Source organism: Burkholderia sp. HI2761, assembly GCF_002223355.1.
Taxonomy (GTDB): domain Bacteria; phylum Pseudomonadota; class Gammaproteobacteria; order Burkholderiales; family Burkholderiaceae; genus Burkholderia.
Window position 1 is genome coordinate 130,456 of sequence record NZ_NKFN01000004.1, and the last position, 23,828, is coordinate 154,283.

The 23,828-nt window shown below is 66.8% G+C and carries 21 protein-coding genes and 1 other RNA gene; 14 read left to right on the forward strand and 8 right to left on the reverse strand.

The features are described from left to right. Positions 1–62: 62 nt before the first annotated feature. Entirely contained in the window at positions 63–710 is a 648-nt protein-coding gene (locus CFB46_RS07170; RefSeq protein WP_027783547.1) for a TetR/AcrR family transcriptional regulator, read from the reverse strand. 274 nt (positions 711–984) lie between these two features. Here CFB46_RS07170 and CFB46_RS07175 point away from each other — a divergent pair, with 274 nt between their 5' ends. Further along, positions 985–2,406: an NAD(P)/FAD-dependent oxidoreductase gene (locus tag CFB46_RS07175; RefSeq protein WP_089499624.1), complete on the forward strand. Its 1,422-nt coding sequence runs from the start codon at positions 985–987 to the stop codon at positions 2,404–2,406. Between the two features lie 78 nt (positions 2,407–2,484). On the opposite strand, the gene purB is transcribed toward CFB46_RS07175, so the two are convergent. Next, positions 2,485–3,873, reverse strand: coding sequence for an adenylosuccinate lyase (gene purB, locus CFB46_RS07180; protein ID WP_027783549.1), 1,389 nt, complete (start codon positions 3,871–3,873; stop codon positions 2,485–2,487). A gap of 253 nt (positions 3,874–4,126) precedes the next feature. Between purB and CFB46_RS07185 the strand changes: the two genes are divergently transcribed. Next, positions 4,127–5,095, forward strand: coding sequence for a LysR substrate-binding domain-containing protein (locus CFB46_RS07185; RefSeq protein ID WP_089499625.1), 969 nt, complete (start codon positions 4,127–4,129; stop codon positions 5,093–5,095). Between the two features lie 10 nt (positions 5,096–5,105). Here CFB46_RS07185 and CFB46_RS35825 read toward each other — a convergent pair whose 3' ends face one another. Then, a complete protein-coding gene (locus CFB46_RS35825; RefSeq protein ID WP_179235049.1) occupies positions 5,106–5,279 on the reverse strand; it encodes a hypothetical protein in 174 nt (57 codons plus the stop codon). 93 nt (positions 5,280–5,372) lie between these two features. Here CFB46_RS35825 and CFB46_RS07190 point away from each other — a divergent pair, with 93 nt between their 5' ends. From CFB46_RS07190 to CFB46_RS07210, 5 genes are all read left to right on the forward strand, one after another. Then, entirely contained in the window at positions 5,373–6,659 is a 1,287-nt protein-coding gene (locus tag CFB46_RS07190) for a Glu/Leu/Phe/Val family dehydrogenase (protein WP_089499626.1), read from the forward strand. Positions 6,660–6,879: 220 nt separating this feature from the next. Next, the gene (locus tag CFB46_RS07195; RefSeq protein WP_027783552.1) at positions 6,880–7,773 is read left to right on the forward strand and encodes a glutamate/aspartate ABC transporter substrate-binding protein; all 894 of its coding nucleotides are present in this window, start codon (positions 6,880–6,882) and stop codon (positions 7,771–7,773) included. Positions 7,774–7,857: 84 nt separating this feature from the next. After that, entirely contained in the window at positions 7,858–8,598 is a 741-nt protein-coding gene (locus tag CFB46_RS07200) for an amino acid ABC transporter permease (protein WP_027783553.1), read from the forward strand. Beyond that, positions 8,598–9,275: a glutamate/aspartate ABC transporter permease GltK gene (gltK, locus tag CFB46_RS07205; protein WP_027783554.1), complete on the forward strand. Its 678-nt coding sequence runs from the start codon at positions 8,598–8,600 to the stop codon at positions 9,273–9,275. Before CFB46_RS07200 ends, gltK begins: the two co-directional genes overlap by 1 nt. Further along, positions 9,272–9,997, forward strand: a complete 726-nt coding sequence (locus tag CFB46_RS07210) for an amino acid ABC transporter ATP-binding protein (protein WP_027783555.1) — start codon at positions 9,272–9,274, stop codon at positions 9,995–9,997. The genes gltK and CFB46_RS07210 overlap by 4 nt, the downstream gene beginning before the upstream one ends. 81 nt (positions 9,998–10,078) lie before the next feature. Here the strand turns inward: CFB46_RS07210 and CFB46_RS07215 are convergent, their stop codons facing one another. Both CFB46_RS07215 and CFB46_RS07220 read right to left on the reverse strand, forming a co-directional pair. After that, a complete protein-coding gene (locus CFB46_RS07215; RefSeq protein WP_089499627.1) occupies positions 10,079–15,364 on the reverse strand; it encodes an autotransporter outer membrane beta-barrel domain-containing protein in 5,286 nt (1,761 codons plus the stop codon). A 601-nt stretch (positions 15,365–15,965) separates the two neighbouring features. Then, positions 15,966–16,880 (reverse strand): class II glutamine amidotransferase, encoded by a 915-nt coding sequence (locus CFB46_RS07220; RefSeq protein WP_027783557.1) that lies wholly within the window; start codon positions 16,878–16,880, stop codon positions 15,966–15,968. A 207-nt stretch (positions 16,881–17,087) separates the two neighbouring features. On the opposite strand from CFB46_RS07220, the gene pyrC reads away from it, so the two are divergent. The 3 genes from pyrC (at position 17,088) to rnpB (ending at position 19,451) form a co-directional block, all read left to right on the forward strand. Then, positions 17,088–18,152, forward strand: coding sequence for a dihydroorotase (gene pyrC, locus CFB46_RS07225; RefSeq protein WP_027783558.1), 1,065 nt, complete (start codon positions 17,088–17,090; stop codon positions 18,150–18,152). Further along, complete coding sequence (locus tag CFB46_RS07230) at positions 18,149–19,027, forward strand: DUF3025 domain-containing protein (protein ID WP_089499628.1); 879 nt, start codon at positions 18,149–18,151, stop codon at positions 19,025–19,027. The genes pyrC and CFB46_RS07230 overlap by 4 nt, the downstream gene beginning before the upstream one ends. Before the next feature lie 12 nt (positions 19,028–19,039). Continuing rightward, positions 19,040–19,451: RNase P RNA component class A (gene rnpB / locus CFB46_RS07235), an RNA gene on the forward strand. Between the two features lie 71 nt (positions 19,452–19,522). Here the strand turns inward: rnpB and CFB46_RS07240 are convergent. Together CFB46_RS07240 and CFB46_RS07245 are read right to left on the reverse strand one after the other, a co-directional pair. Further along, entirely contained in the window at positions 19,523–19,987 is a 465-nt protein-coding gene (locus tag CFB46_RS07240) for an OsmC family protein (protein ID WP_080681310.1), read from the reverse strand. A 410-nt stretch (positions 19,988–20,397) separates the two neighbouring features. Then, on the reverse strand, positions 20,398–20,703 hold the full coding sequence (locus CFB46_RS07245; RefSeq protein WP_089499629.1) for a DUF1090 family protein: 306 nt from the start codon (positions 20,701–20,703) through the stop codon (positions 20,398–20,400). Between the two features lie 311 nt (positions 20,704–21,014). On the opposite strand from CFB46_RS07245, the gene rplM reads away from it, so the two are divergent. Genes rplM through erpA form a run of 4 tightly spaced genes read left to right on the forward strand, consistent with a single transcriptional unit; the run spans position 21,015 to position 22,436 of the window. After that, entirely contained in the window at positions 21,015–21,443 is a 429-nt protein-coding gene (gene rplM / locus CFB46_RS07250) for a 50S ribosomal protein L13 (protein WP_009687896.1), read from the forward strand. A gap of 11 nt (positions 21,444–21,454) precedes the next feature. After that, positions 21,455–21,847: a 30S ribosomal protein S9 gene (gene rpsI, locus CFB46_RS07255; protein ID WP_006476904.1), complete on the forward strand. Its 393-nt coding sequence runs from the start codon at positions 21,455–21,457 to the stop codon at positions 21,845–21,847. Between the two features lie 9 nt (positions 21,848–21,856). Next, positions 21,857–22,045 (forward strand): hypothetical protein, encoded by a 189-nt coding sequence (locus CFB46_RS35830; RefSeq protein ID WP_179235046.1) that lies wholly within the window; start codon positions 21,857–21,859, stop codon positions 22,043–22,045. A 19-nt stretch (positions 22,046–22,064) separates the two neighbouring features. Then, entirely contained in the window at positions 22,065–22,436 is a 372-nt protein-coding gene (erpA, locus tag CFB46_RS07260) for an iron-sulfur cluster insertion protein ErpA (protein WP_006759918.1), read from the forward strand. A 106-nt stretch (positions 22,437–22,542) separates the two neighbouring features. On the opposite strand, the gene CFB46_RS07265 is transcribed toward erpA, so the two are convergent. Continuing rightward, complete coding sequence (locus tag CFB46_RS07265; protein ID WP_089499630.1) at positions 22,543–23,691, reverse strand: anhydro-N-acetylmuramic acid kinase; 1,149 nt, start codon at positions 23,689–23,691, stop codon at positions 22,543–22,545. Positions 23,692–23,828 lie beyond the last annotated feature (137 nt).

Genomic DNA, 23,828 nt, shown 5'->3' on the forward strand with positions numbered 1-23,828 from the left:
GCGGTCATCGTCATGGAAAAGGCGCCTTCGGGCGCCTTTTTCGTTGGCGGGGCGTACGCGGGTCAGGCCGTCCGCGCGCGTTGCGCGATGCCGTCGAGCAGCACGTCGAGCATCGTGTCGTGCACGACGGCCGGATCGAGCCGCGCATAGAGCGGGGCGGCCGATTTGACGAGCGGATGCCCGGCGTCGGACAGCGCGTGCATCTCCGCGAGCTCGACATCGTTCGCGGCGCGCGTGAGGCCGCCCGCTTCGGCGGCGGCGAGTCCGATCACGCTCGCGTACCAGCCGACGCATACCGACGGCAGCGCCGCGCGCGGGATGCCGGCGTCGGTCAGCGCGCGATGCACGGCCTCGATGTGCGCGAGATCGGCCGGCCCCGTGCTCATGTGCCGCTGCAGCAACGCGAACGCGGCCGGGTAGCGCAGCGCGAGCGCGCGGTACTGGCGCGCGAGGTCGCGCAGCCGTTCGCGCCACGGCTGCGACGGATCGACCGGCACGAGCGAGCGCGACAGCGCATTCGCGATCGCGCGGCTCAAGCCCTCCTTCGACTTGAAGTGATACAGCACGCTCATCGGGTCGCAGCCGACCGTTTGCGCGAGCTTGCGCACGCTGAACGCGGTTTCGCCGACGTCTTCGAGCAGCGCGAGCGCGGCGGCGACGATCGCGTCCTTGTCGAGACCGCGCGGGCCTTGGGCGGGTTTGTCTGTCATCGAGGCGGGGCGGCAGGCCGGCATGGCGCCGGCTGTAAACTTGACGAAAGCTTATTCTACACTGTAGAATTATTTCTGCGGTGTAGAAATTGGGTGTCCCGGCACCTTTCAATACGTGCTTTCGCACAGTCCGGGATCCAGGCGGCACGAGCGTGCCCGCCGTCAACACGGGCTCTCGCGCCCCTTTTCTCGTTGACTCCCATGTGGAACCGGCTGCCCCACCCGCGAAGCCAGAAGGCTCATCGACAGGCGGCCCCATCATGCAAGGTCAATCATGACGTCCGATAACAAACCCCTGATCCAGGGCGAAGCGCGTTTCGAGCAAACGCAACTGAACATCGAAAAAGACAACTGGAACTGGTGCGACCCGGCCCGCTACGACGGCGAGCGTCCGGCCAACTGGTACGAGGCGTCGCTGTCGCGCCATGAAAACGGCGCGCCGCTGACGCGCGACGCCGTCTGCGACGTGCTCGTGATCGGCGCGGGCCTGCTCGGCGCATCGGCGGCGCTGCATCTCGCGCAAGCGGGCGTCGACACGATCCTCGTCGACAAGCATCACGTCGGCTCGGCCGCGTCGGGCCGCAACGGCGGGCAACTGACGCCCGGCCTCGCGCGCTGGGAAGCCGCCGACATGATCGATCACCTGTCGCACGACGATGCGAAGCGGCTGTGGCGCTTCGCGTCGGCCGAGTCGATGAGCCTCATCGACGAGATCGGCGCGCGTTACGCGCTCGATCTCGACCGCAAGCGCGGCCACGTCACGGCGGCGGTTCACCCCGGCCACATGAGCGCGCTGCTCGACGGCGCGGATGCGCGCCGCCATCTCGGCGATGCGGGCGTGACGCTCGTCGGCCGCCATCAGCTGCACGACGAATACGTGCGCTCGGGGCTGTATCACGGCGCGGCGATCGACGCGCTCGGCGGCCAGATTCACCCGCTCGCGCTGGTGCGCGGCATGGTGCACGGCTTCCGGCTGAACGGCGGCGCGCTGTTCGAGGGTACCGAGGTGCTCGAGCTCGACGAGACGCCCGCGGGCGTCGTCGCGACGACGCCGGGCGGCACGATCACCGCGCGCCGCGGCGTCGTGCTCGCGCTGCACAACACGACGTTCCGGCTGCTCGACGACGGCGCGGCGACCACGGTGCCGTTCTTTACGTACGTGAGCGTGACGGCGCCGCTCGACGTCGACGTCGCGACGTTGATGCCGGCCGGCATGCCGGTGTACGACACGCAGTTCCAGATCGACTACTACCGGCCGGTGCGCGGCAACCGCCTGCTGTTCGGTGGGCAGGGCACCGGCAGTTGCTGGGCGCAGCCCGACGTCAACGCGTATCTGCTGACGCGCCTGAACACGGTGTTTCCGCAGGCGGACGGCAGCTTCGCGCTCGACTACTGCTGGAGCGGCGTCAGCGATTTCACGCTGAACGGCGCCACCGACAGCCGCAAGACCGACGGTCGCGTGCCGATGTACATGGTGCAGGGCTGGAGCGGCCACGGCGTCGCGCAGACGGTGCGGATCGGCCAGGCGATCTGCGACGATTTCGTCGGCCGCAACGACGATTTCTCGATGCTCACGGGCATCGACCATCGCGCGATTCCGCTCGGCCGGCAGTTGTCGCCGATCGCGATCCCGGCCGCGAAGGCCGCGATGAGCGTGATGAGCGCGCTCAACCCGGGCCGGATGATTTCGTTCTGATCTTCGCCCCGCGCGCGCCCATGAAAAAACCCGATGCGATTGCTTGCATCGGGTTTTTTTGTCGGGCGACGGCGGTGCTTATGCGATCCGCTTCGCGAGTTCGACGGCCTTGCCGATGTACGACGCCGGCGTCATCGCGAGCAGGCGGTCCTTCGCGTCCTGCGGGATCGCGAGCGTGCCGACGAATTCCTGCAGCGCTTCGCGCGTGATGCCCTTGCCGCGCGTCAGCTCCTTCAGCTGCTCGTACGGGTTCTCGATGCCGTAGCGGCGCATCACCGTCTGCACCGGCTCCGCGAGCACTTCCCAGCAGTTGTCGAGATCGTCGTTCAGGCGCTGCGGGTTCACTTCGAGCTTGTCGAGGCCGCGGATCAGCGAATCGTACGCGAGCAGCGAGTAGCCGAGCGCGACGCCCATGTTGCGCAGCACCGTCGAGTCGGTCAGGTCGCGCTGCCAGCGCGACACCGGCAGCTTGTCGGCGAGGTGGCGCAGCGTCGCGTTCGCGAGGCCGAGGTTGCCTTCCGAGTTCTCGAAGTCGATCGGGTTGACCTTGTGCGGCATCGTCGACGAGCCGATTTCGCCGGCCTTCGTCTTCTGCTTGAAGTAGCCGACCGAGATGTAGCCCCACACGTCGCGGTCGAGGTCGAGCAGGATCGTGTTCGCGCGCGCGACGGCGTCGAACAGCTCGGCCATGTAGTCGTGCGGCTCGATCTGGATCGTGTACGGGTTGAACGTGAGCTTCAGGCGGTTTTCGATCACGTCGCGCGAGAACGCTTCCCAGTCGAATTCCGGATACGCGGAAAGATGCGCGTTGAAGTTGCCGACCGCTCCGTTCATCTTGCCGAGGATCTCGACCTTCTCGATGCGCGCGATCGCGCGGGCGAGGCGCGCGGCGACGTTCGCGAGTTCCTTGCCGAGCGTCGTCGGGCTGGCCGGCTGGCCGTGCGTGCGCGACAGCATCGGCTGTTCGGCGTGTGCGTGCGCGAGTGCGACGAGGCGCTGGTAGACCGTGCGCAGCGCCGGCAGGATCACGTGTTCGCGCGCGCCGGCGAGCATCATCCCGTGCGACGTGTTGTTGATGTCCTCGGACGTGCACGCGAAGTGAATGAATTCGCTGGCCTTCTCGAGTTCGGCCTGGCCCTTCACCGATTCCTTCAGCCAGTATTCGACGGCCTTCACGTCGTGGTTCGTCACGCGCTCGATTTCCTTGATGCGCGCGGCGTCGTGCGCGGTGAAGCGCTCGGCGAGCTGCAGCAGGAACTGCTCGGACGCTTCCGAGAAGCGCGGGACTTCCGCGAAGCCGGCGCGCGACAGCGCGATCAGCCAGTGCACCTCGACGGTGACGCGGTGGCGCATGAAGGCGGCTTCGGAGAGCCAGTCGCGCAGCGCTTCGGTCTTGCTGGCGTAGCGGCCGTCGATGGGCGAGAGCGCGGTGAGGGCGAAAAGCGTATCGGGACGAGTGTCGGACATGATCGGGCGGGGCCTTGAGGCCGGGTCGAGCGAGGGGAGGGAATCCGGCATTTTACCATCGGCGCGGGACGATCCCGGCCGAACCGGTCCGGTGCGCGGGCGCCACGGGCGAGCGATGCGCGGGCGGCGCGCGAATGGCCTGCCGGCAGGCCCTCGCGCCGGCTCGCCGGGCCGCCAGCCGAGCCGCCGGCCCGGCCTGCCCGCCGGTAGAATGCAGGCTTCTTCCCGACCGCCGCCCGCCGCGCCTGCCCGCATGGAACTGAAATGGCTCGAAGACTTCGTCTCGCTCGCGGAAACGCGCAGCTTTAGCCGGTCCGCCGAGCTGCGGCACGTGTCGCAGCCGGCGTTTTCGCGGCGCATCCAGGCGCTCGAGGCGTGGCTCGCGACCGAGTTGATCGATCGTTCGGTCTATCCGACCCGGCTCACGCAGGCCGGGCAAATCTTCTACGAGCAGGCGCTGACGATGCTGTCGCAGGCGCACGAGGCGAGGACGCTGCTGCGCGGCCACGTCGGCGCGCCGGTGCCGACGATCGAATTCGCGGTGCCGCACACGCTGTCGCTCACGTATTTCCCGCGCTGGCTCGAGCGGATCGAGGCGAAGATGGGCCAGGTTCACACGCGGCTGCGCGCGCTGAACGTGCACGACGCGGTGCTGTCGCTCGTCGAGGGCGGCTGCGACCTCGTGATGGGCTACCACCACCCGAGCCACCCGGTCGCGCTCGACCCGGCTCGCTACGACATGCTGATTCTCGGCAGCGAGCCGATCAGCCCGTTCTCGGCGCCCGGCCGCGCCGGCCGGCCGCGCCATACGCTGCCGGGCGCGGCCGACGCGCGCGTGCCGTACCTGTCGTATACGCCGAACGCGTATCTCGGCCGGATGACCGAAGTCATCATCGCGAACGCGCCGACGCGGCTGTTCCTCGATCGCGTGTACGAAACCGACATGGCCGAAGGGCTGAAGGCGATGGCGCTCGCGGGCCACGGCGTCGCGTTCCTGCCGCACAGCGCGGTCGACGATGCGGTCGCGGGCGGCCGGCTGATCCGGCTCGACCGGTCGGCGCGCGGCGGCGGCGCGCATCCGTTCACGTTGACGATGGAGATCCGGCTGTACTGCGACAAGCTCGCGCTGCAGGGCGACGATCCGCGCCAGAAGCTCGTGCGCGCGCTGTGGGAGGTCGTGCGCGACGAACTGCGCGAGACCTCCGGCGACACCGCCGGTTAACCGCCGACGGTTAATCCGGCGCCGATCGACCGGCCGGCTGACGGCGGCCTTGCAGCGCCTGTCGGACGGCTGTCCGCCGGCCGGCCCGCGCGTCGGCCAACCGATTTTTCACGAACGCGATGCGCGGCGGATCGCGGGCGTTCTTGCGCAAATCGACCGCGATTTTGCGAAAAATCGCGATCATGCAAGAAACGCATAATCGAATAAACAAACGGCATTGGATAAAAAAAACGGCTTTTTCGACAATGTGCGCAATCCGTTGAACGTTGGAGCATCCATGTCTTCGCAACAGCAGTCCATCCCGTCCTACCTGCACGCCGACGATCTCGGCCCGTGGGGCAACTACCTTCGGCAGGTCGATCGCGTCGCGCCGTACCTCGGTTCGCTGTCGCGCTGGCTCGAAACGCTGAAGCGCCCGAAGCGCATCCTGATCGTCGACTGCCCCATCGAGCTCGACAACGGCACCGTCGCGCACTTCGAGGGCTATCGCGTGCAGCACAACGTGTCGCGCGGCCCGGGCAAGGGCGGCGTGCGCTACCACCAGGACGTGACGCTGTCGGAAGTGATGGCGCTGTCGGCATGGATGTCCGTGAAGAACGCGGCCGTGAACGTGCCGTACGGCGGCGCGAAGGGCGGCATCCGCGTCGACCCGCGCAAGCTGTCGCGCGGTGAGCTCGAGCGCGTGACGCGTCGCTACACCAGCGAAATCGGCATCATCATCGGCCCGAACACCGACATTCCGGCGCCGGACGTCAACACCAACGAACAGGTGATGGCGTGGATGATGGATACCTACTCGATGAACCAGGGCCAGACGTCGACCGGCGTCGTGACCGGCAAGCCGATCGCGCTCGGCGGCTCGCTCGGCCGCAAGGAAGCGACGGGCCGCGGCGTGTTCGTCGTCGGCTGCGAAGCGGCGAAGAAGAAGGGCCTGGAAATCGAAGGCGCGCGCATCGCGGTGCAGGGCTTCGGCAACGTCGGCGGCATCGCGGCGAAGCTGTTCCAGGAAGCGGGCGCGAAGGTGATCTCGGTGCAGGATCACACGGGCACGATCTACCAGCCGGCCGGCCTCGATTCGAACAAGCTGCTCGACCACGTCGCACGCACGGGCGGCGTCGCGGGCTTCGAAGGCGCCGAGCCGATGCCGAACGACGAGTTCTGGACGGTCGAGACCGACATCCTGATCCCGGCGGCGCTGGAAAACCAGATCACCGAGAAGAACGCGGCGAAGATCCGCACGAAGATCATCGTCGAAGGCGCGAACGGCCCGACGACGACGGCGGCCGACGACATCCTGAGCGCGAACGGCGTGCTCGTGATCCCCGACGTGATCGCGAACGCAGGCGGCGTGACCGTGTCGTACTTCGAGTGGGTGCAGGATTTCTCGAGCTTCTTCTGGACGGAAGACGAGATCAACCACCGTCTCGAGCGCGTGATGCGCGAAGCGTTCGCCGGCGTGTGGGCGGTCGCGGAAGAGCACAAGGTGACGGTGCGTACGGCGGCGTTCATCGTCGCGTGCAAGCGCATCCTGATGGCGCGCGAAATGCGCGGCCTCTATCCCTGATCGTAGATGATGATCGATTCATGACGCAATCCACCCGATTGCGGATATGAACCCTCGCGGGCGATGCCGGATCCGGCATCGCCCGCGCGCGCATTCGGCGTGCCCGGAGCCGGGAGGACGGCTCCGCACAGGGCGATTCGTAGTGCGGTAAACAACCAGTACTTTCAAAAATATTACTTTGATACACTGGCGCGGGTTTTAGCCAAGGAGATGACCAAAAATGAAATACCACAAGGCAGTCCTGATGGTGGCGGCGCTTTGCGCGTTCGCAAGCGGCGCGCACGCTCAGGAGACGGGCACGCTGAAGAAGATCAAGGACACGGGCGTGATCGCGCTGGGCCACCGCGAATCGTCGATTCCGTTCTCCTACTATGACCAGAACCAGCAGGTGGTCGGCTATTCGCGCGACTTCCAGCTGAAGGTCGTGGACGCGGTGAAGAAGAAGCTGAATCTGCCGAACCTGCAGGTGAAGAACATCCCCGTCACGTCGCAGAACCGTATTCCGCTGGTACAGAACGGCACGGTCGACATCGAGTGCGGCTCGACGACCAACAACGTCGAGCGTCAGCAGCAGGCCGCGTTCTCCGACACGATCTTCGTGATCGGCACGCGCCTGATGACGAAGAAGGATTCCGGCGTCAAGGATTTCGCCGACCTGAAGGGCAAGACGGTCGTGACGACTGCCGGCACGACGTCGGAGCGCCTGCTGCGCAAGATGAACAACGACAAACAGCTCGGCATGAGCATCATCAGCGCGAAGGATCACGGCGATTCGTTCAACACGCTGGAATCGGGCCGCGCGGTCGCGTTCATGATGGATGACGCGCTGCTCGCGGGCGAGCGCGCGAAGGCGAAGCAGCCGGGCGAGTGGGTGATCGTCGGCACGCCGCAATCGGAAGAGGCTTACGGCTGCATGATGCGCAAGGGCGACACCGACTTCAAGAAGGTCGTCGACGACGCGATCTCGCAAGTCGAGAAGTCGGGCGAAGCAGCGAAGATCTACGCGAAGTGGTTCGAGAACCCGATCCCGCCGAAGGGGCTGAACCTGAACTTCCCGCTGTCCGAGTCGATGAAGAAGCTGTACGCGAACCCGAACGACAAGGCGCTCGACTGACCACACTGCCGTTGATGCAGAAATGACGCTCATGAGACGGAAGAGGCCATGCTTCTTCCGTTTCTTTTTGCTGGAGTCTTGCCCATGTCTTACCACTGGAACTGGGGCATCTTCCTGAGCCCCGTGTCGACCGGCGAGCCGACGACTTATTTCGGATGGCTGGTGTCCGGCTTCTGGGTGACGGTCGAAGTGTCGCTCGCCGCCTGGGTCATCGCGCTGATCGTCGGATCGCTGTTCGGCGTGCTGCGCACCGTGCCGAACAAATGGCTGGCCGCGATCGGCACCGTCTACGTGTCGATCTTCCGGAACATTCCGCTGATCGTGCAGTTCTTCGTCTGGTATCTCGTGATACCCGAGCTGCTGCCCGCGTCGATCGGCACCTGGATCAAGCAGTTGCCGCCCGGCACGCAGTTCTTTACCGCGTCGATCATCTGTCTCGGCCTGTTCACGGGCGCGCGCGTGTGCGAACAGGTGCGCTCGGGGATCAACGCGCTGCCGAAGGGCCAGCGCGCGGCCGGCCTCGCGATGGGCTTCACGCAATGGCAGACGTATCGCTACGTGCTGCTGCCCGTGGCGTACCGGATCATCGTGCCGCCGCTTACGTCGGAATTCCTGAACATCTTCAAGAACTCCGCCGTCGCGTCGACGATCGGCCTGCTCGATCTGTCCGCGCAGGCGCGCCAGCTCGTCGACTACACCGCGCAGACCTACGAGTCGTTCATCGCGGTCACGCTCGCCTACGTGCTGATCAACCTCGTCGTGATGGCGTTCATGCGCTGGATCGAAGGCCGTACGCGGCTGCCCGGCTATATCGGAGGCAAGTGATGCATCAGTTCGACTGGAGTAGTATTCCCGGCGCGCTGCCGACGCTGTGGTCGGGCGCGATCGTCACGTTCAAGATCACGCTGATCGCGATCGTGGTCGGGATCGTCTGGGGCACGGTGCTGGCGCTGCTGCGGCTGTCCGGCGTGAAGCCGCTCGCGTGGTTCGCGAAAGCGTACGTGACGGTGTTTCGCTCGATCCCGCTCGTGATGGTGCTGCTGTGGTTCTTCCTGATCGTGCCGCAGCTGCTGCAGGGCGTGCTCGGGCTGTCGCCGACGATCGACATCCGCCTCGCGTCGGCAATGGTCGCGTTCTCGTTGTTCGAAGCCGCGTATTATTCCGAGATCATCCGCGCCGGCATCCAGTCGGTGCCGCGCGGGCAGGTGAATGCCGCGTTCGCGCTCGGGATGAACTACGCGCAGGCGATGCGCCTCGTGATCCTGCCGCAGGCGTTCCGCGCGATGGTGCCGCTGCTGCTCACGCAGGCGATCGTCCTGTTCCAGGATACGTCGCTCGTGTACGTGATCAGTCTCGCGGACTTCTTCCGCACGGCCGCCAACATCGGCGATCGCGACGGCACGACCGTCGAGATGGTCCTGTTCGCCGGCGCATGCTATTTCGTGATTTGCTCGTTGGCGTCTGTTCTCGTCAAGGGTCTCCAGAAAAAGGTCACACGATGATTTCCATCAAGAACGTTTCGAAGTGGTACGGCCAGTTCAAGGTCCTCACCGATTGCACGACCGAGGTCAAGAAAGGCGAAGTGGTCGTCGTGTGCGGCCCGTCGGGCTCCGGCAAGTCGACGCTGATCAAGACCGTGAACGGCCTGGAGCCGTTCCAGCAGGGCGAGATCCTCGTGAACGGCCAGTCGGTCGGCGACAAGAAGACGAACCTGTCGAAGCTGCGCTCGAAGGTCGGGATGGTGTTCCAGCATTTCGAGCTGTTCCCGCACCTGTCGATCACCGAGAACCTGACGCTCGCACAGATCAAGGTGCTCGGCCGCGGCAAGGACGAAGCGGCCGAGAAGGGCATGAAGCTGCTCGATCGCGTCGGCCTGAAGGCGCATGCGCACAAGTTTCCGGGCCAGCTGTCGGGCGGCCAGCAGCAGCGTGTCGCGATCGCGCGCGCGCTGTCGATGGACCCGATCGCGATGCTGTTCGACGAACCGACGTCCGCGCTCGATCCCGAGATGATCAACGAGGTGCTCGACGTGATGGTGCAACTCGCGAAGGAAGGGATGACGATGATGGTCGTCACGCACGAGATGGGCTTCGCGAAGAAGGTCGCCCATCGCGTGATCTTCATGGATCAGGGCGCGATCGTCGAGGACGACCGCAAGGAAGATTTCTTCGCGAATCCGAAGTCGGACCGCGCAAAGGACTTCCTCGCGAAGATTCTGCACTGAGCGCTCGCGCTTCTTGCGCGCACCCATGCAAAAACCGCCCGGCAAGTAGCCGGGCGGTTTTTTTTCGTCGGCCGCCGGGCGTTACCAGCTGTACCGGTAGCCGACCTGCCCGACGATCCCGCGCCGGTAATCGCCGCCGATGTTGCGCGCGATCTTCGCATTCGCGTACAGCTCGCCGGACTTGCCGAAGCCGGCCGTCACGCCGACGCCGAGCTCGTACCACGTGCGCCCGAGATGCGTCGCGAACGGCGTGCCGCCGACGACGGTCTGCCCCGGCGACAGGAAGTCGTGCAGCACGTCGGCCGTGAAGTACGGCGTCGCGGCGCCGCCGCCCGCGTCCGACTGGAGGTTCGGCCGGAAGATGCGCACGCCGACGCGGCCGCGCAACGCATTCGTCGTCGTGCCCGACACGGCCGACACGTTGTCGTTGAAGCCGTTCAGCTTCAGATACTGATACATCAACTGCGCCTGCGGCTCGACCGCGACCGGCAACGTGCCGATCGCGAACGGCTTGCCGACTTCCTGCGACAGCGCGACGCCGAAGCCGTTCTGCGACGCTTCGTTGCCGTAGCTGTCGCGATAGCGGTTGCCGTAGTGCGTGAGCTGTCCGACGCTGTCGAAGTAGGTGCCGTCGGACAGGTAGCGCGTCCAGTAGCCGCCGACGCTCTGCGCGTGCATCTCGACCGAGCCCGTCGACGTCGACAGGTCGGGCGAGCTCGCGCGCGCCATGTCGCTGAAGCTCGCATTCGACACGCCGATGCTGGCCGTGACGCCCGCATGCGTGCTGCCGGCGCCGTTCGGCGCCTGGTCGAGGGTCCAGTCCTTGCCGAACTGCGCGAAGAACGTGCGTTCGTCGGCCGAGAAGCGGCCCGCGTTCGCATCGAGGCTCTGGCCGCCGATGCGCCCCCACACGCCGTCGCGATTGCCGGGCTGCTGCTTCTCGACGTTGTAGATGTCGCCGACGCGCTCGTGCAGCCGGCCGAGCGTCGAGAAGCCGTAGTCGGCGTTCAGCAGCGGCGTCATCGCGTAGCCGGAAACGCCCGGACGATACGCGAGCGCGCCGCCGTTGCCGTTGCCATTCCCGTCGCTGCCGCCGTCGCTGCCGCCGTCGCCGCCGCCGGACGGGTGGATCGGGTCGCCGGGGTCGGTCTGGTCGAGTTGCGAACGCAGGTACCAGCCGTTCGCATCACTTTGCCCGCCGCGATAGAGTCGGTACTCATAGGCGCCGGCCTGTACCGGACCCGCGAGATGGAACGCCGACGCGGCGGTCGTGCCGCCGTTGGCCGTGACGACCACGGGAATCCCGTCGCCGGTCGTCCGCGCGCCGGTGCCGGCCGTGTTGGCGATCTTCAGGCCGGTCGTGCCGCTCGCCGCGCCGCCGTTCACGATCAGCCGGTCGGTCGGCGACGCGTCGGCGCCCAGATACGTGTTCAGCGCGATCGTGCCGCCATTGCCGACGTAGCCGCCGGTCGTCAGCGTCTTGTAGCTGCCGGTCAGCGTCGGCGAGCCGGTCGGCGCGGCGAACGCGACGAGGCCCGCGTTGCTCAGGCGGCTCACGACCGAGCTGCCCGTCATGCGCCACGTGCTCGTGCCGTCGATGGTCAGCGCGACCGGGTCGATCTTCCCGGTCAGCGTCGTGCCGTTCGCGAGGAACACGTTGCCGGTGCTCGACGCGTCGGAAACGATGTCGCCCGCGAGGTTCACCGCCGATGCGTCGAACGTGACCGTGCTGCCGTTCGTGAGGTTCAGCAGCGTGCCGTTGCCGGCCGTCACGACCGTGCCGTTGCGCACCGCGATGTTGGCCGTGCCGCCGCGCGCGGCGAAGGCCGGCCCGGTGGCGGACGTCACGCTGCCGCCGTCGACGAGTACCGAGCTGGCCGCGCCGTTCGCGAGCGTGTCCGACGTCAGCACGCCGGCCGTCGCGCCCGTGAGCGCCGTGCCGGTCAACGCGAGCACGCCGCCGCTGTTCGCGGTTGCGCCGTTGCCGGCCGCGCTGGCGAGCGACGACCCCGCATCGGCGATGCGGCCGCCGTTTTGCACGACGATGGCGTCGGCCGCGCCCCCCGATGTCGAAATTTTCGTGCCCGACAGCAGGGCCGTCGCGCCGGCGTCCATGACGATCGCATGGGCGTTCGTGCCGGTCGTCGCGACGGTCGTTCCATTGGCCGTGAGTGTGGAATCGGCCCCGGACACGAACAGGCCGCGCGCATCGGCGCCCGCCGTGCGGACGACCGTGGCCGCATCGGTCGCGATGCGCGCGCCCGCGCCGGTCGACGTCAGGCCGGCGGCGCCGTTGCCGGTCGTGGCGACCTGCGTGCCGGACAGCGCGATCGTTGCATTCGCACCGAGGTTGCGGATCCCGCTGCCCGACCCGCCGACCGCGATCGACGTCGCGCCGGCCGCGATACCGCCGCCCGCGACGGTCGAGTCGATCAGCACGCCGTCGGCGCTGCCGTTCGCGATGACGGTGCCGGCGCCCGACAGCGCGACCGATGCACCGGCCCCCGTCAGGCGCACGCCCGCGATGCCGTCGTCGGCTTCGATCGATCCCGCATTGGCGAGCGTGGCCGACGCACCCTGCACGAGCGCGCCCGTGCCGTTGGAGACCCGGATCGTCGACGCGTTGTTCACCGTGCCGAGCGTGCCGGCGACGACGCCCGTCGAGCCGGCGCCGGTCAGCAACACCGTGCCGCGATTCTCGAGCGTGCCGAGGTTTTGCGCGATGAAGCCGGTCACGCCGGCGGTCGACGACGTGACGGCGGCATCGTTGGTCAGCGTCGTCGCGACCGGCGCGCCGGCATTCGCGCCGGCGAGATCGTGCGCCTGGCCGTCGACGATGCCCGCGGTCGCGCCGGCCGCGCTCAGGCCGATCGTCGCACCGGCGTCGATCGTGCCCTTCGCGCCGCCTTCCACGGCGATCGCGACGCCGTTCGCGCCCTTGACGTTGTAGATCGCGTTGCCGGTCGACAACGTGGTGCCCGCGTCGGTCGCCAGTACGCCGCGCGCCCGCTGGCCGTTGACGTCGGTCGTCAGCGCGCCGGCCGCCGACGTACCCGCGTAGGCCGCGCCGCCGGCGACGCGGAACAGCGTCGAATCGTCGGTATCGACGCTCAGGTGCTGCGCGGCGACGTTGATCGTCGAGCCTGCGCCGTATGCATAGAAGCCGATCTGGTGGGTGCCGGACGTGAAGGCCGGCACGGCGTTCGCACCGACGTCGATCGTCGCGCCCGAACGCGCATGCACGCCGATCGCGCCGACGCCGGTCAGGTTGAGCGCACCGTCGATCGTGGCCTTCGCGAGCGGCCCCTCGGCCCAGACGCCGTAGTTGCGCGTGCCCGACGCGGGATCGAGACCGCCGGCCACGTTGATCGTGCCGGTCGACGTCGCGGCCGTCGCATGCGTGCCGGTCCCGACGACCATGATGCCGATGCCGTTTACGCCATTCAGCGTGATCGTGCCCGTGTTGGTCACGTCCGCCGCGGTGTCGGCGGCGAGCATGCCGACGTTGGCGAGCGGCGTGCCGGGCGCGGCGCCGTTGACGACGATCGCGCCCGCGTTGGTCAGCGTGCCGGCGGTCGACCCGATGCTCGCCAGCGCGGCGCCGTTCTGCATCTGCGCGCCGATCACGATCGTGCCGAGGTTGCTCGCGGTGCCCGACGCGCCGAGAAGAATGCCGTACGCGTGCGCGGACAGCGCGACGTCGTTCGCGGCTTCGGGCGACGCGGCGTCGTACTGCGCGGCGCGGCCGAGATAGATCGTGCCGCCGGCTTCGTTCGTGAAGCTGCCGCCGGCGACGAGGCCGCCGATCACCTGGCTGTCGAGCGTCGTCGCGTTGACGCCGACGTTGATCGTGCCGGCGTTCGACGCGCGCGCGCCGTCCGTGGCGGCGACCGCGTAGTTCTGCAGGTCGGGGCGCGTGCCGTTGAAGGTCCACGCGCCGACGTTCATCACGCCGTTGTTGACGAAAGTCGTGCCGGCGCCGTTCGCGTAGATGCCGCTGCCCTCGGTGTACGCGCCGAGGCTGAAGTTGTAGGGCAGCGCCGCGCCGCCCGTGTTGAAGTTGTCGCCGGCTGCGTAGCCGGACGAGATCACGCCGTTGTTCACGCCGCTCGCGCCGGTCAGCAGGCGCACGAGCGTGAAGTCGCCCGACAGCCGTCCGTCGTTGACGAAGTGCGCGCCGTTTTCGGCGAGGACCGCCGAGCTCGAATCGATCGTGTTGGTGCCGCGGAAGTCGATCTGGCCGTCCTTGCCGATGTGCAGCGTCGCGTTTGCGCCGGTGCCGTGCATGACCGTCAGGTAGTCCATCTGCAGCGTGTTCTTGTCGCCGGGCGACACGTTGTTCGCATACTCGAACGATTGCGTGGAGAACGTGAGGGCCTGGCCGAATGCGTGGTCGTAGGCGGCCTGCGAGCCGAGTGCGCCGCTCTGGACCGAGCGCACGAGAAAAGTGTTGTACGCGGCGAGCGACGCGGCGTCAGTGACCGTCCATGCGCTGCCGTCGAAGGCCGTGAAAGTGCCTGCATACGCCGGCACGTCGAGCAGCACGTGGCTGACGGGGCCGCCGCTCGCGAGATAGTCGCCGGTGCCGAGCCAGACCTGGTTGCGCGAGTTCCAGTTGACGACGCTTTGCGCGGTGCCCGTGCCGTCCGCGACGAACAGGTCGGTCTGCTTCGGCGCCATCGTGATCGCGTTGCCGGCCGCCGTCGGCGCGCCCGCCGGATCGCCGATCGACACGTCGAGCGTGCCGCCGGAGCGATCGACGGTGCCGATCCGCGTGTTCACGTACTGGTTGCCGTTCACGTCGTGATAGACCGGCACGTTGGTCGAGCCGGCGCTCGATGCAGCGAACGCACCCGAATCATAGGTCGCGACCGACGTATGGCTGCCGGTGATCGAGTCGGGCGTGCTGACGCTGCGCGTCTTGCCGCCGATCGACAGCAGCGGCTGGTCGGGGTTGCCCGATACGACGGACGTGCTGCCGAGCGGCGTCAGCGTATAGCCCATGTCGCCGGTCGCGCCGGTCCAGGCACCCGTCAGGCCGACCCGGTCGCCGCCCGACACGGTCGTGGCGCCGGCCAGGTTGTCGTTGACCGTCGGGCTGAAGCTGTCCAGCGTGCAGGTGCCGCCGTTCGCGATTGCGGCGCCGCCGCCGCAGGTCGATGCGTGCGCGGCGCCGGCCGACAGAGCCGCCAGTGCGGCGCCGAGCGCCGCGACGCGAAGCGGCGACCGGCGCGTCGTTGCGCGCGTGGTGCGGCGGCTTGAACCCGATGCGCTGGCCGAGCGCTTGCCGCGCGCCCGGGTCGTTTCCGCAACCGCGACCCAGCAGCCGGCGGCCTCGCTCCATATCGATCGAAATGAGTGATTCACGACATACCCCTCTTTCTTCTTTTTGACGTGGCATTCGCCGCCATTCGGCGAATTCGCATTCCGCGGTGGGGAAATGATCCGAAGGGGCGTGCGGCGGCTGTGGCTGCGTGTCGCGCCAATCGTGTTTCGTTACACCGAGGATTGGCGCAGTCTACTGATTCCGGTGGCCGTCGATTATCGAGAAATGGGAAACTGTAATGATGCGAACCGTAATGCGCGGTATTTTTGATTTGTGTGGTTAATCGAACCGAAGGCCATGGTGGTGGCGGGCTCGGGAGGATTTTGTGAAGATCCGGAAGGGCTGCCGGAGTAGGTGGGATAGCGCACGGTTCCGGCGGACGGGGTGCGCTAAAATGCGGGTCCCGGATTTTATTGTTTTAATTGGTGGTTATTTTTCTTGTCTCGCCTTTTATTTATTTTCGCTTGTAAATTAATAAAATCAAGAAAATGTTGCGTGACGTCGATCGGTTGCGCCGGTGGTGGTCAAAATGAAACCGTATTGGCAGAAGCGGGGCGATTTGCGCTGATGACGGGCGCCGTCGGACGCGTCGTACGAAGCTCGCGCAGCAGGCAGTGAGCAGGAAGCGGCCGATGCCGCGCGTCAGAAATCGATCGCGTCGTCGGCATCGCCATCGGCCGCGGTGGCGAGCGCTTCGCGAACCACCGTGCGCGGCGCGGACGCCGACGCGTCGAGCGACGGGTTGCGCAGCTTCTCGAGCACGCGCTCGGGCACCGGAATCCGCATCCGCGCGGCGACGTCGCCGCACTGGAACATGATCAGCTCGCCCGGCTCGAATGCGGTCCAGACTTCGTTGTCGGTGAGCGGCTGCGTCGCGATCACCGCGACGCGATCCTCCGGCGTCGTGTATTTCGCGAAGTCGATCGACAGGTCTTCGTCGACGAGATGCGCGGTCGAGAACGGCCAGCGCCGCACGAGGTAGTGCAGCCGCGTCGAGCAGTGCGCGATGAGCGCCTGGCCATTCGACATCAGGAAGTTGAACACGCCGTGATCGGTGATGCCGCGCGTCAGCTCGCCGACGCGCTCGAACAGTTCGGGCAGCGGCGGCTGCGCGCCGGGAAAGGCCTCGCGCAGCCCCTGCATCAGCACGCAGAACGCCTGTTCGCTGTCGGTCGTGCCGACCGGATGGTAGACGCTGCCGTCCATGTCCGGCGCGTAGTCCTGCAGGTCGCCGTTATGCGCGAAGATCCAGTGCCGGCCCCACAGCTCGCGCATGAACGGATGGCTGTTCTCGAGCAGGATGTGCCCTTGCGTCGCCTTGCGGATGTGCGCGATCGTGTTCTTGGACTTGATCGGGTAGCGCTTCACCATTTCGGCGATCGGCGACGTGGCCGAGGCCTGGTGATCGATGAAGAGGCGACAGGCCTTGTCTTCGAAGAACGCGATGCCCCAGCCGTCGGCATGGTGATCGGTGAGCCCGCCCCGGGCCGCGAAACCTGTGAAGGAGAATGTGACGTCCGTCGGCGCGGCGCAGTTCATTCCAAGGAGTTGGCACATTTTACGTGGGGCGGCAGGCTGAAGCAGGGGGGTAACGAACCGGGCGAACCCCGGTACAATGCGGCTTCTAGCATATCACCGAGCCCTGAGCGGTAAAAAGCGGATTCCGCTGGCCAAAGGCCCCGTGTTGCGGTTTGCCGTCAGTCGGCCCCGCGCACGCGCGTTCCGGCCCCGCCGATGGCAAGCCCGTTCCTCACGACGCCTCCTATGACTGCCTCGAACGCTTCCTCCCCGGCGACGCTTTCGCTCGCCCGTCCCGACGACTGGCACCTGCACCTGCGAGACGGCGACATGCTCGCCGCCGTGCTGCCGCACACCGCCCGCCAGTTCGGCCGCGCCATCGTCATGCCGAACCTGAAGCCGCCGGTCACGACCACCGCGCAGGCGCAGGCCTATCGCGAGCGCATCCTCGCCGCGCTGCCGGCCGGGATGACGTTCGAACCGCTGATGACGCTGTACCTGACCGACAACACGCCGCCCGACGAAATCCGCCGCGCGCGCGAAAGCGGCTTCGTGCACGGCGTGAAGCTGTATCCGGCAGGCGCGACGACGAATTCCGACCACGGCGTCACCGATCTCGCGAAATGTGCGAAGACGCTCGAGGCGATGCAGGAAACCGGCATGCCGCTGCTCGTGCACGGCGAGGTGACCGATGCGTCGATCGACCTGTTCGACCGCGAGAAGGTGTTCATCGACCGCGTGATGACGCCGCTGCGCCGCGATTTCCCGGGCCTGAAGGTCGTGTTCGAGCACATCACGACGAAGGACGCGGCCGACTACGTGCGCGATGCCGACGCGGCGCCCGGCCTGCTCGGCGCGACGATCACCGCGCATCACCTGCTGTACAACCGCAACGCGCTGTTCGTCGGCGGGATTCGCCCGCATTACTACTGCCTGCCGGTGCTCAAGCGCGAGACTCATCGCGTGGCGCTGGTCGAGGCCGCGACGTCGGGCAACCCGCGCTTCTTCCTCGGCACCGACAGCGCGCCGCATGCGCGCGGCGCGAAGGAAACCGCGTGCGGCTGCGCGGGATGCTACACGGCGCTGCACGCGCTCGAGCTGTACGCGGAAGCGTTCGACACGGCTGGCGCGCTCGACAAGCTGGAAGGGTTCGCGAGCTTCTACGGCGCGGATTTCTACGGGCTGCCGCGCAGCGCCGAGACGGTCACGCTGCGCCGCGAGGCGTGGGAACTGCCGCGCGAGATCTTCGCGGGCGATACGCCGGTCGTGCCGCTGCGCGGCGGCGAAACGATCGGCTGGAAACTCGCGTGACCGGCGCGCCGCCGCGCGAACCCGGCCCTGCGGCTGGTCGCGCGACGGCGACGTTCGCGCGGATCGACTGGTCCGCGCCGTGGCTCGCGCATTACGCGGAGCCGGGCCGCGCGTGGCAGGCGGCCGCCCGTGCGGGCGAGGTCGCGCTGCTCGATGCGTTGAACGGTGCGTTGCGCGGCGGCGAGCGCGTCTCCGGTCGCGGCAGGCCGCTGCGCTTCGTGCCGCAGGCCGAGCTGCCGCCCGGCGTCGCGTACGAGACCCATATCGCGGGCACCGGCCGCGTACCGACCCGCCACAATCTTCACGATTTCTTCAATGCGCTCGTCTGGTTCGCGTATCCACGCATCAAGGCCGTGTTGAACGCGCGCCAGGCCGCCGCGATCGACGCGGCGGGGGGTGTCGGGCCCGTGCGCGGCACGCTGCGCGATGCGCTGACGCTATTCGACGAGAACGCCGCGCTGTTCGTGACGGCCGACCGTTCGCTTGCCGATGTGCTGCGCGGCTTCGACTGGCCGCGGCTGCTGGTGGCCGCGCGCGACGCGTGGGGCACGCGCTGCGAAGCGCGGCTGGTCGGCCATGCACTGCTCGAACAGCTCGTCGTGCCCTACAAGTCCTGCACCGCGCACGCGTGGATCGTCGAAGTGAGCGCCGACTATTTTTCATGGCCCGACGCGCAACGCAGCGCGCATGTCGACGCGCGAATCGCCGCCGAACTCGCGACGCGCGCGCTGACGAGCCGCGATTTCGCGCCGCTGCCGGTGCTCGGCGTGCCGGGCTGGTGCGCGGCGAACGCCGACGCCGCGTTCTACGACGATCCGGCCGTGTTTCGCCGCGGCCGCCGCTCGCGCGCTGCCGACGGCGGCGCGCAGTGCTAGAATGCGCGTCGCAAAGCAGGCCAGGCAGTCGCGGCCTCGCCGCCTTCGGGCGCGCGGGGGCGAGGAAAGTCCGGACTCCACAGGGCAGGGTGATGGCTAACGGCCATCCGTGGCGACACGCGGAACAGGGCAACAGAAAGCAAACCGCCGATGGCCCGGCGCAAGCCGGGATCAGGTAAGGGTGAAACGGTGCGGTAAGAGCGCACCGCGGCTGCGGCAACGTACGCCGGCACGGTAACCTCCACCCGGAGCAATTCCAAGTAGGCAGGCGCGCATTTTCGGATGCAGGACGGGGCCCCCGTCTCGTCTGCGGGTAGGAAGCTTGAGCGCGTCAGCAATGGCGCGCCTAGAGGAATGGCTGCCACGCGTTGCGTGCTTCGGCGCGCGGCGTGCACAGAATCCGGCTTATCGGCCTGCTTTGCCGTTCGAATGCGAAAGGGCCGGCGTCTCCTTGCGGAGCGCCGGCCCTTTTTTCTATGGGCGCGCGCCGTGTGTTCAGGCGGCGACGATATCGAACGAATGCGTGAGTTCGGCCGTCTTCGCGATCATGATCGACGCGGAGCAGTACTTGTCGTGCGACAGGTTGATCGCGCGCTCGACCGTGGCCGGGTTCAGATTGCGGCCGGTGACCGTGAAGTGGAAGTGCACCTTCGTGAACACCTTCGGATCCTCGCTCGCGCGCTCGGCCTTCAGCGCGACCGAGCAGCCGCTCACTTCCTGGCGGCTCTTCTTCAGGATCAGCACGACGTCATAGGCCGTGCAGCCGCCGGTGCCGAGCAGCACCATTTCCATCGGACGCGGCGCGAGGTTGTGGCCGCCGCCTTCGGGCGCGCCGTCCATCGTGACGAGATGCCCGCTGCCGGTCTCGGCGGAAAACGCCATGCCGTCCTGGCCCATCCAGCTTACTTTGCATTCCATGCTTGCACTCCAGCGTTGCCTGATTCGGATTCGATCCGGCATTGTAGCCCGCGGTGCAACGGTCGGCTGATGCGCTGCACGACGTGCAACGCCGGCGCGGTGCGAGCAGGGCGGCGAGCGGCGATTTCCCTGTCGAGTTTAGGGGTTTTGCTCTAGGCGAGGGCGGTTTTAGGTCGCGTCCGACGTGCTTATGTTTTTGATTTTAAACGACAATTCATTTCCGTAAGCTTGTTGGTCGAAATCTCATATCGTGGGATTTGATTTCGTAATGCAAATTTTCTTGTGAAGTCCGCAGGGCATTCGTATAATCAACCTCATTGGTTGTCGCGCTGCGGCAACCTCCGAATGTCTCCTCCACCCTCCTCCTAAGGTGGATTAAGCCCGAACCAGCCGTTCGGGCTTTTTTTCGTCCCATGCAAACATCGGCGCGCGGCTTGCGCGCGCCGGCACCGTCACGCGGGCTGTCGCGCGGCAGGCTGCGAGTTCGCGTCGGGCGGCGTGCCGCGCGAGCCTGCCTCGGGCATCGGCGCATGGGCGGCCGACGCGTGGCCGTGGCCGCGCGCGCAGAAGTGGCGCACGCGTTCGCGCACCGCGCGCAGGCGCGCGATGCGCTCTTCGGCATGGGCGGTCCGGGCTTCGGCGATGCGCGCGTCGAGTGCGTCGAGCTTGGCTTCGCAGCCGGAGCGGGCGGCGACGGCGGGCGCCGCGGCGGCCAGCAGGGCGGCCGCGAGGAAGGGTGCAAGTTGTTGTTTCATCATGCTGATTTGTTGTTTTTCGGGTTCGGCCGGTCTGGCGCGGCAAGGTCATGTGCCGCGCGTCGATGGGTGCCTCCCCAGGCGCTCGGTTCGCCTGGCTCGTCGGGGCACGATCGGATTTTGGCCCATTTCGGCCGTCGCGAATACGGGACGTGGATTCTCTTTGACCGCGTAGCCGCATTTCCTTTATAATTCAGGGCTTTTCCGCATTCATGCCCACGGAAAAAGAACAGGGAGAGCCTGCACCGCGCCTCGAAGCGCACACAGACAAGCAGGAAGAACACATCGGGCAAAGCATTTTTTTTGGATCGATCATGAAGACGTTTTCCGCAAAAGCCCATGAGGTGACGCGCGAATGGTACGTGATTGACGCGACGGATAAGGTTCTCGGCCGTGTTGCCAGCGAAGTGGCACGCCGTCTGCGCGGCAAGCACAAGCCTGAGTTCACCCCGCACGTCGACACTGGTGATTTCATCATCATCATCAACGCGAGCAAGTTGAAGGTCACGGGCAACAAGACGCTGGACAAGAAGTACTACCGTCACTCGGGCTACCCGGGCGGTATCTATGAAACGACGTTCGGCAAGATGCAGGAACGCTTCCCGGGCCGCGCGCTCGAGAAGGCGGTCAAGGGCATGCTGCCGAAGGGTCCGCTCGGCTACGCGATGATCAAGAAGCTGAAGGTCTACGCAGAAGCGACGCATCCGCATTCGGCTCAACAGCCGAAGGCGCTCGAGATCTAAGGGGAGCCCACATGATCGGTAACTGGAACTACGGTACGGGCCGCCGCAAGAGCGCAGTCGCACGTGTCTTCATCAAGGCTGGCAAGGGCGACATCATCGTCAACGGCAAGCCCATCGCTGACTACTTCTCGCGCGAAACGTCGCTGATGATCGTGCGTCAACCGCTGGAACTCACGAACCACGGCCAGACGTTCGACATCAAGGTGAACGTCAACGGCGGCGGCGAAACGGGTCAGGCAGGCGCAGTGCGCCACGGCATCACCCGTGCACTGATCGACTACGATGCGACGCTGAAGCCGTCGCTGTCGAGCGCAGGCTTCGTCACGCGCGATGCGCGTGAAGTCGAGCGTAAGAAGGTCGGTCTGCGCAAGGCACGCCGCGCAAAGCAGTTCTCGAAGCGTTAATTTCGCTTCATGGCCTCGCCGCTTTCGGGCGGCGTCCGCCGGAAAAACCGCCAGCTTTCACGCTGGCGGTTTTTTTATGCCTGCTTCCGGGCTGCTGCGGCCGCCGCCCGCGCGGGCGGCCTTGATGAAATCGACAAGAACCTATTGATTTCATGGACTTCAGCACGATCTTCTGATCGGCCCTACAATAGCGGCTAAAGCTTCTTGGAGAGTTCGAATGAACGCTGTTACCGAATCCGCAGCAACGACGACCGATATGCCGCTGCCGTTCGTCTTCACCGACGCCGCGGCCGACAAGGTCAAGCAATTGATCGACGAAGAGGGCAATCCCGACCTGAAGCTGCGCGTGTTCGTGCAGGGTGGCGGCTGCTCCGGCTTCCAGTATGGCTTCACGTTCGACGAGGAAGTCAACGAGGACGACACCGTGATGAACAAGAACGGTGTCCAGCTCTTGATCGACTCGATGAGCTACCAGTACCTGGTCGGCGCCGAGATCGACTACAAGGACGACCTCAACGGTGCCCAGTTCGTGATCAAGAACCCGAACGCGACCACTACCTGCGGGTGCGGTTCGTCGTTCTCGGTCTGAGCGCACGTCAGATCTACACCGGTTCGCCGGAATGAAAACGGGGCTTGATGCCCCGTTTTTTATTGCGTGCTCGTCTTGCAGCGCCCGCCGCGCGGCGGGTATCGCATCAGCGCGGATAGAGCGCGCCGAGCACGCGCTCGCCGGCGGCACCCGTCACGCTCGCGAGATTGCCGGGCTGGCTCGCGGTGAAGCGGTACGCGAGCCACGCGAACGCCAGCGCTTCGACCTGCTGCGGCGGGACGCCGAGCGCGGCCGTCGTATCGACGGCGGCCGGCACGCCGGCGTCGCGCAGCGCGTGCCAGAGCGCGTCGAGCAGCACCGGATTGCGTGCGCCGCCGCCGCATACGAAGACGGCCTTGCAGCCCGGCGCGTGCTGCGCGATCTCGCGTGCCACCGACACGGCGGTGAGCGCGGTGAGCGTCGCCTGCACATCCTCCGGCGCCACCTGCTGGAACGCGGCGAGCTTCGCATCGAGCCATGCGGGATTGAACAGGTCGCGTCCGGTGCTTTTCGGCGGCGGCGCGGTGAAATACGGTTCGTCGAGCAGCGCGTCGAGCAGCGGCGCGTGTACGCTGCCGCGTGCGGCGAACTTGCCGCCGTCGTCGTACGGCTTGCCCAGATGGCGCGTCGCCCATGCATCGATCAGCGCATTCGCGGGGCCGCAGTCGAAGCCGCGCACGTCGCCGCCCGCGCCGGGCAGGATCGTGATGTTGCTGATCCCGCCGAGATTGCAGACCACGCGCGTTTCGCCCGGCGCGCCGAACACCGTCGCATGGAAGGCGGGTGCGAGCGGCGCGCCGTGGCCGCCCGCGGCCACGTCGCGGCTGCGGAAATCGGCGATCACGTCGGCATGGGTCAGCTCGGCGAGCAGCGCCGGATTGTTGAGTTGCCGCGTATAACCGCGCTCCGGGCGATGGCGCACCGTCTGGCCGTGCACGCCGATCGCGCGGATCTCGTCGCGCGACAGTCCGGCCGTGCGCTGTAATTCATGGCAGCACACCGCATAGCGCGTGACGAGTGCATTCGCCGCGAGCGATTCGCGGTCGATCTCGTTGTCGCCGGGCTGCTGCAGCGCGAACAGCGCGTCGCGCAGCGATTGCGCGAAGCCGACGAACGCTTCCGCGAGCACGACCGGCGCGCGGCCCGCCTCGAAACGCACGGCGACGCCGTCGACGCCGTCCATGCTGGTTCCCGACATCAGCCCGAAGTAGATGCCGTCTGCCGGATGGGCATGCTGCGGCTGTCGTTGCGGCACGTTGGGTTCTCCTGGATCGAGCGGCGCGGGCCCGTGCCGCGCGCCTTGCGCCCCGATTATCCGCGCAACGTGACGCGTCGTTAAGCGATGCGCGCGCAAGTTATGGGAAAATCCCTGTTTTTGCGACATTCTTCCTG

Excerpts from the sequence above, each read along its gene's own strand:
- CFB46_RS07170 (WP_027783547.1), bottom strand. The coding sequence starts at position 710 with ATGACAGACAAACCCGCCCAAGGCCCGCGCGGTCTCGACAAGGACGCG.
- CFB46_RS07175 (WP_089499624.1), top strand. The coding sequence starts at position 985 with ATGACGTCCGATAACAAACCCCTGATCCAGGGCGAAGCGCGTTTCGAG.
- purB (WP_027783549.1), bottom strand. The coding sequence starts at position 3,873 with ATGTCCGACACTCGTCCCGATACGCTTTTCGCCCTCACCGCGCTCTCG.
- CFB46_RS07185 (WP_089499625.1), top strand. The coding sequence starts at position 4,127 with ATGGAACTGAAATGGCTCGAAGACTTCGTCTCGCTCGCGGAAACGCGC.
- CFB46_RS35825 (WP_179235049.1), bottom strand. The coding sequence starts at position 5,279 with ATGATCGCGATTTTTCGCAAAATCGCGGTCGATTTGCGCAAGAACGCC.
- CFB46_RS07190 (WP_089499626.1), top strand. The coding sequence starts at position 5,373 with ATGTCTTCGCAACAGCAGTCCATCCCGTCCTACCTGCACGCCGACGAT.
- CFB46_RS07195 (WP_027783552.1), top strand. The coding sequence starts at position 6,880 with ATGAAATACCACAAGGCAGTCCTGATGGTGGCGGCGCTTTGCGCGTTC.
- CFB46_RS07200 (WP_027783553.1), top strand. The coding sequence starts at position 7,858 with ATGTCTTACCACTGGAACTGGGGCATCTTCCTGAGCCCCGTGTCGACC.
- gltK (WP_027783554.1), top strand. The coding sequence starts at position 8,598 with ATGCATCAGTTCGACTGGAGTAGTATTCCCGGCGCGCTGCCGACGCTG.
- CFB46_RS07210 (WP_027783555.1), top strand. The coding sequence starts at position 9,272 with ATGATTTCCATCAAGAACGTTTCGAAGTGGTACGGCCAGTTCAAGGTC.
- CFB46_RS07220 (WP_027783557.1), bottom strand. The coding sequence starts at position 16,880 with ATGTGCCAACTCCTTGGAATGAACTGCGCCGCGCCGACGGACGTCACA.
- pyrC (WP_027783558.1), top strand. The coding sequence starts at position 17,088 with ATGACTGCCTCGAACGCTTCCTCCCCGGCGACGCTTTCGCTCGCCCGT.
- CFB46_RS07240 (WP_080681310.1), bottom strand. The coding sequence starts at position 19,987 with ATGCCGGATCGAATCCGAATCAGGCAACGCTGGAGTGCAAGCATGGAA.
- CFB46_RS07245 (WP_089499629.1), bottom strand. The coding sequence starts at position 20,703 with ATGATGAAACAACAACTTGCACCCTTCCTCGCGGCCGCCCTGCTGGCC.
- rplM (WP_009687896.1), top strand. The coding sequence starts at position 21,015 with ATGAAGACGTTTTCCGCAAAAGCCCATGAGGTGACGCGCGAATGGTAC.
- rpsI (WP_006476904.1), top strand. The coding sequence starts at position 21,455 with ATGATCGGTAACTGGAACTACGGTACGGGCCGCCGCAAGAGCGCAGTC.
- CFB46_RS35830 (WP_179235046.1), top strand. The coding sequence starts at position 21,857 with ATGGCCTCGCCGCTTTCGGGCGGCGTCCGCCGGAAAAACCGCCAGCTT.
- erpA (WP_006759918.1), top strand. The coding sequence starts at position 22,065 with ATGAACGCTGTTACCGAATCCGCAGCAACGACGACCGATATGCCGCTG.